This window comes from Galbibacter sp. PAP.153 (assembly GCF_037029175.1).
GTDB classification, from domain to species: Bacteria; Bacteroidota; Bacteroidia; order Flavobacteriales; family Flavobacteriaceae; genus Galbibacter; species Galbibacter pacificus.
Genome location: NZ_JAZEUN010000068.1, coordinates 1 through 714, shown reverse-complemented (window position 1 = coordinate 714; position 714 = coordinate 1). Strand labels below are relative to the sequence as shown.

Genomic DNA, 714 nt, shown 5'->3' with positions numbered 1-714 from the left:
GGCGACCAAACTTATGGAAGGGGACCGTTTTTTCAATAACCTGAACAATTCCCCTATTATCCCCGGCAAAGCAATAGCCATTGTGCTCAGTTGGGCGGTACCCCTCTTGGAAATTGCAGTGGCCGCCCTGATTGCTTGGCCCGCCACCCGGCTCAAGGGCCTTTACGGCGCCCTTGCCCTTATGGTGTTTTTCACCCTTTATGTAGCGGGCATCGTATTTTTCAGCCCCTATGTCCCATGCTCCTGTGGCGGGGTGATCACGCTGTTATCCTGGCCGCAGCACCTGGTGCTCAATACAGTGCTCATCTTACTGGCTATAACCGGTATAGGGCTGTACGGGAAAAAGAAACCGGCGTTCCCCTAAAGTACGTCGGGGCAGCAATACGGCCCCCGATGGGCTGTCCCGTGTATTCCCCGTTCCTGCTCGATTGTTTATAAGTCCGCCTAGACCCTTTTTAGGCGCCACGATATTTTGTTGCGCAACAAAAGCAGGGAAGAAAACGCCGAAAACCTGCCCCCATAGAAGTAGGCATAGTATTAACAATTAAAATTATTTTAATCATGAAAAATTTAAAATTAATGTTACCGATGTTGGCCTTTATTATGGCCATTGGAATGTCGTTTGCGTTTGTGGACGCAAATAAAACCGTTGTACAAGGATATTATGAAGCATCTCCGGGAAATTGGCAATCAGTAAATGTTGATTGTGAGGGC

1 protein-coding gene is annotated in these 714 nt (G+C 48.5%); it reads left to right on the top strand.

All coding sequences use genetic code 11. The features are described from left to right. On the top strand, positions 1–364 hold a 364-nt coding region (locus tag UXI14_RS18065), incomplete at its 5' end, for a MauE/DoxX family redox-associated membrane protein (RefSeq protein ID WP_335967370.1). Positions 365–714: the final 350 nt, after the last annotated feature.